Below are 5,418 nucleotides of genomic sequence, written 5' to 3'. Positions count from 1 at the left end.
AAGAGCGGACCATGACCACATCCAGTGAAACCGTCGTCGCAGCCCTCCGCGCCTCGTTGAAGGAGGCCGAGCACCTGCGCCGGCAGAACCACAAGCTCGCCGCCGCGGCCACCGAACCGATCGCGATCGTGGCGATGGCCTGCCGGTACCCCGGTGGCGCGCACTCGCCCGACGACCTCTGGGAGCTGCTGGCCGCGGGCAAGGACGCGATCGGCGCCTTCCCCACAGACCGCGGCTGGGACCTGGGCGCCCTGCGGGACGCCGGCGTCGACGAACGCGGCAACGCCGTCAGCCAGGAAGGAGGATTCCTCGACGGCGTGGGGGACTTCGACGCCGATTTCTTCGGCATCTCCCCGCGCGAAGCCGTCACCATGGACCCGCAACAGCGGCTGCTGCTGGAAACCTCGTGGGAGGCCATCGAGCGCGCCGGTATCGCCCCCACCGCCCTGCGCGGCAGCCGCACCGGGGTGTTCATCGGCACCAACGGCCAGGACTACGCCCACCTGCTCATCCGTTCCCTGACCGACGCCACCGGGGACATCGGCACCGGCATCGCCGCCAGTGCCACGTCCGGCCGGCTGTCCTACACGCTGGGCCTGGAAGGCCCCGCGGTGACCGTCGACACGGCCTGCTCCTCGTCCCTGGTGGCCCTGCACTCGGCGGCCCACGCCCTGCGGGCCGGCGAGTGCACGCTGGCCCTGGTCGGCGGCGTCAACGTGATGGCGTCCCCCGGCTCCCTGATGGAGTTCAGCCGGCAGGGCGGCCTCGCGGCGGACGGCCGCTGCAAGGCGTTCGCCGACGCCGCCGACGGCACCGGCTGGTCGGAGGGCGCCGGGGTGCTCCTCGTGGAGCGCCTGAGCGACGCCCGCCGCAACGGGCACCCCGTCCTCGCCGTCGTGCGCGGCTCGGCCGTCAACCAGGACGGAGCCTCCAACGGCTTCACCGCCCCCAGCGGCCCGGCCCAACAGCGGGTGATCCGGCAGGCCCTGGCCAGCGCCGGACTGTCGACCGGCGACGTGGACGTGGTCGAGGCGCACGGTACCGGCACCGCGCTGGGCGATCCGATCGAGGCCCAGGCGCTGCTGGCCACGTACGGGCAGGGCCGTGACCCCGAACGTCCGCTGCTGCTGGGCTCGGTGAAGTCCAACCTCGGCCACACGCAGGCGGCCGCGGGCGTGGCCGGGGTCATGAAGGTGGTCCTGGCGATGCAGCACGGCGTGCTGCCCCCGACCCTGCACGTCGACGAGCCGTCGTCGCACGTGGACTGGTCGGCCGGTGCGGTGGAGCTGCTGACGGAGGCCCAGGGATGGCCCGGGGTCGACCGACCGTGGCGGGCCGGGGTGTCGTCGTTCGGGATCAGCGGCACCAACGCCCACGTCATCATCGAACGGGCCGACCCCGACGACGCGCCCCGCACGGAACCGGGCGGGGCGCCCGCCGAGGTGCCATGGCTGGTGTCGGCCAAGTCCGAGCAGGCACTGGCGGCACAGATCGAGCGGATCGGGTCCGACCGCGGCACGGCGACACCGCTGGACGTGGGCTTCTCGCTCGCCTCGGGGCGTTCGACGTTTGCGCACCGCGCGGTGCTGCTCGCGCCGTACCCCGACGGCGCGTTGACCGAGGCGGCGCGGGGCCGGGCGGAGACGGACCGCCCGCTCGCCGTGCTCTTCTCGGGGCAGGGCGCGCAACGCGCAGGGATGGGCCGGGAGTTGTACGACCGGCACCCGACGTTCGCGACGGCCCTGGACGCGGTGCTGGCGCAGTTCGAAGGCGCACTGCCGGAACTGCGGCCGGTGATGTTCGGGGACGCCGACGGCCTGGACGGGACCGGGTTCACCCAGCCCGCGTTGTTCGCCGTCGAGGTGGCGCTGTTCCGGCTGGTGGAGTCCTGGGGGATCCGACCCGACTTCGTCGCCGGGCACTCGATCGGCGAGATCACGGCGGCGCACGTGGCCGGGGTGCTGTCGTTGGAGGATGCCTGTGCGCTGGTGGCGGCGCGGGCGCGGTTGATGCAGGCGTTGCCGAGGGGCGGTGCGATGGTGGCCGTCCAGGCGTCCGAGGAGGTGGTGCGGCCGCGGCTGGTGGACGGGGTGTCGATCGCGGCGGTCAACGGCCCCGAGGCGGTCGTCCTCGCCGGTGACGAAGCCGAAGTGCTCCGCATATCAGCGGAGTTGAAGGACGAAGGCCGCAAGACGCAACGCCTCGCGGTCAGCCACGCCTTCCACTCGGCGTTGATGGAGCCGATGCTGGCGGACTTCCGGCGGGTGGCCGAGGGACTGTCGTTCTCGCCGCCGCGGCTCCCCCTTGTGTCCAACGTGACCGGACGCCTGGTCACCGGGGAATCGGTGTGCTCGCCCGACTACTGGGTGCGGCACGTGCGGGAGACGGTCCGCTTCGCGGACGGCCTGCGGACCCTCGCGGACGAAGGCGCCTCGGCGTTCCTGGAGTTGGGGCCGGACGGCGTGCTGACGGCGATGGCGCAGCACACTCTGGACGAGGCCGCGCTGTGCGTCAGCGCCCTGCGCGCGGACCGTCCCGAGGAACGGGCCCTGCTGACCGCGCTGGCCCGGCTGCACGTCGCGGGCATGGCGGTGGACTGGGCGGCGTGGTTCGCCGGCACCGGCGCGCGCCGCGTGGACCTGCCCACCTACCCCTTCCAACGCGCGCGCTACTGGCCCGCGCCGACCGCGTCGACCGGGGACGTGACCGGCGCCGGCCTGCTCCCCGCCGACCACCCCCTGCTGGGCGCGGCGGTGCCCCTGGGGGCCTCGGGCGGGCTGCTGCTCACCGGCCGGCTGTCCACCCGCACCCACCCCTGGCTGCTGGACCACGTGGTGGACGGCGCGTGCGTCCTGCCCGCCGCCGGCTTCCTCGAACTCGCCGTCCGCGCGGGCGACCAGGTCGGCTGCGACCGCGTGCACACGCTCACCCTCACCGAGCCGCTCGTACTGGCCGGCGACGACGCCGTGCTGCTCCAAGTGTTGCTCGGCGCACCCGACGTGAACGGCGAGCGCGAGGTCCGGGTGTCCTCGCAGCCCGCGGGCGCCCCCGACCGGCCGTGGACGGACCACGCCTACGGCACGCTGACGCCCGCACCGTCGGCCGGGGGGACGGCGCACGGCACCGCGGCGTTCGACGCCTCCGCCTGGCCGCCGGCCGGAGCCGAGGCGACGCACCCCGCGGACCACGACGAGGGCGTCGAGCACGGCCCGGTGTTCCGGACCGTCCGCGCCCTGTGGAGCCACGGCGACGAGACCTTCGTCGAGGCCGTGCTGCCCGACGAGGTCGCCGACGCGGCGGACTTCGGCCTGCACCCGGCGCTGCTGGAAGCCGTGACGCAGGCGGCCGCACCCGACGGCGACCTCGCCCCCTCTGCCTGGCACGGCGTCGAACTGCACGCCAGCGGGGCGTCGGAGGTCCGCATACGCCTGGCGAAGACCGGCCCGGGCACGTACGCCGTCGCCGTCGCCGACGCCGCGGGGGCCCCCGTCCTGTCGGTGGACTCCCTGGTCCTGGAAGCCAGGAAACCGCTCCCGCGCGCGGCCGGCAGCGGCGCCGAAGAAGGCACCCTGCTGCGACTGGACTGGGTGCCGGCCGCCCCGACACCGGCCACCGACGACGTGCGCAGCGTGACGCTGGGCACCGGCGGACTGGCGTCGCTGGAGGACGTGCCCGAACTCGTCGTCGCCACGGTGCCGGGCACCGGCGACGACGTCCCGGGCACCGTCCACGAACGGACCGCGTGGGCGCTGGGGCTGATCCAGGCATGGCTGGCGGACGAGCGGTTCGACGCCGCCCGGCTGGTGTTCATGACCGACGGCGCGGTGTCCGGCGACGACCTGGCCGCCGCGGCGGTGTGGGGCCTGGTGGCCTCGGCGCAGTCGGAGCACCCGGACCGCTTCGCCCTGGTGGACACGCCGGAAGCGGACCTCCCGGCCGCGCTGCCGGGCCTGCTGGCCGCCGGCGACGCCCAGTTCCTCGTGCGCGACGACACGGTGCACCTCGCCCGGCTCGCCCGGCTGCCCGCACCCGACGACGCCACCCCCCGCCTCCCCGCCTGGGACCCGGACGGCACGACGCTGATCACCGGCGGTACGGGCGGCCTGGGCGGTCTCCTCGCCCGGCACCTGGTGGCCGAGCACGGGACCAAGCACCTCGTCCTGGTGAGCCGCAGTGGTGAGAGCGCACCGGGTGCCGCCGCGCTGCGCGCCGAACTGACGGCCCTCGGCGCCGACGTGACGATCGCGGCCTGTGACACCACCGACCGGGCCGCGCTCGGCCGGGTGCTCGACTCCCTCGCCCATCCGCTGGCCGCGGTGATCCACACGGCCGGTGTACTGGACGACGGCGTGGTCACCGCGCTGACGCCGGAGCGACTGTCGGGCGTGCTGCGCCCGAAGGTGGACGCCGCCTGGCACCTGCACGAGCTCACCCGGGAGACGGACCTCGGCGCGTTCGTCGTCTTCTCCTCGATCTCCGGCGTCATGGGCGGCGCCGGCCAGGCCAACTACGCCGCGGGCAACGTCTTCCTCGACGCCCTGGCCAGGCACCGCGCCGCCCGGGGCCTGCCCGCCCAGTCCCTCGCCTGGGGCGCGTGGGCACAGGCGAGTGGCATGACGGGGGCACTGTCCGACGCGGACATGCAGCGGATCGCGGCGACCGGCGTGCCGCCGCTCACCGCGGAACAGGGCCTGGCGCTGTTCGACGCCGCCACCGCGACGGACGCACCCCACCTCGTCCCGATCGGTCCGGTCGCCGCCGGAACCCGGGTCCGCGGCGCGGTTCCGCCGGTGCTCCGGGGCCTGATCAAGGGCGCCCGGCGGACCGCCGCGAGCTCCGCCCCCGGCGCCGACGCCCCCGCCGAGCTCGCCCGGAACCTGGCGCAGGCACGGCCGGAGGACCGGGTCCGGCTGCTGACCGACCTCGTACGGACCGAGGCCGCCGCCGTGCTCGGACACCCCTCGGCCAAGGCGGTGGACGCCCGGCGGGAGTTCCACGACCTGGGCTTCGACTCGCTGACCGCCGTCGAGCTCCGCAACCGTCTGGCCACCGCGACCGGACTGCGGCTGACCGCCACCCTCGTCTTCGACTACCCCACCCCCCTCGCCCTCTCCGCACACCTCGTCCCGCAGCTCGTGGACGAAGCCCGGACCGCGGCGGGCCCGGCCCTGCTCGCGGAACTCGATCGGCTCGACGCCGCACTCGCGGCCGGCGCGCCCGACTCCCGCACGCGGACCGCCGTCGCCAACCGCCTGTCGCAACTCCTGGACACCTGGCGGGGGACCGCGGCGCAGGAGAACGGCTCCGGGGTCGCCGAACGCCTCGAATCCGCCAGCGCGGTGGAAATCCTCGCCTTCATCGACAACGAACTCGGGCGTCACAGCGACCGCTGAACCCGGCCCCCATTCACACGGAAGG

The 5,418-nt window shown here is 75.0% G+C and carries 1 protein-coding gene; it reads left to right on the top strand.

The annotated features are described in order from the left end of the window. The first annotated feature begins 56 nt into the window (after positions 1-56). Positions 57-5,393 (top strand): SDR family NAD(P)-dependent oxidoreductase, encoded by a 5,337-nt coding sequence (locus ACFVT2_RS26670; RefSeq protein WP_390021985.1) that lies wholly within the window; start codon positions 57-59, stop codon positions 5,391-5,393. Positions 5,394-5,418: the final 25 nt, after the last annotated feature.

Origin of the sequence: Streptomyces sp. NPDC058000 (assembly GCF_042886435.1) — a bacterium.
GTDB lineage: Bacteria > Actinomycetota > Actinomycetes > Streptomycetales > Streptomycetaceae > Streptomyces.
This window is presented reverse-complemented; position numbering and strand designations above follow the sequence as displayed.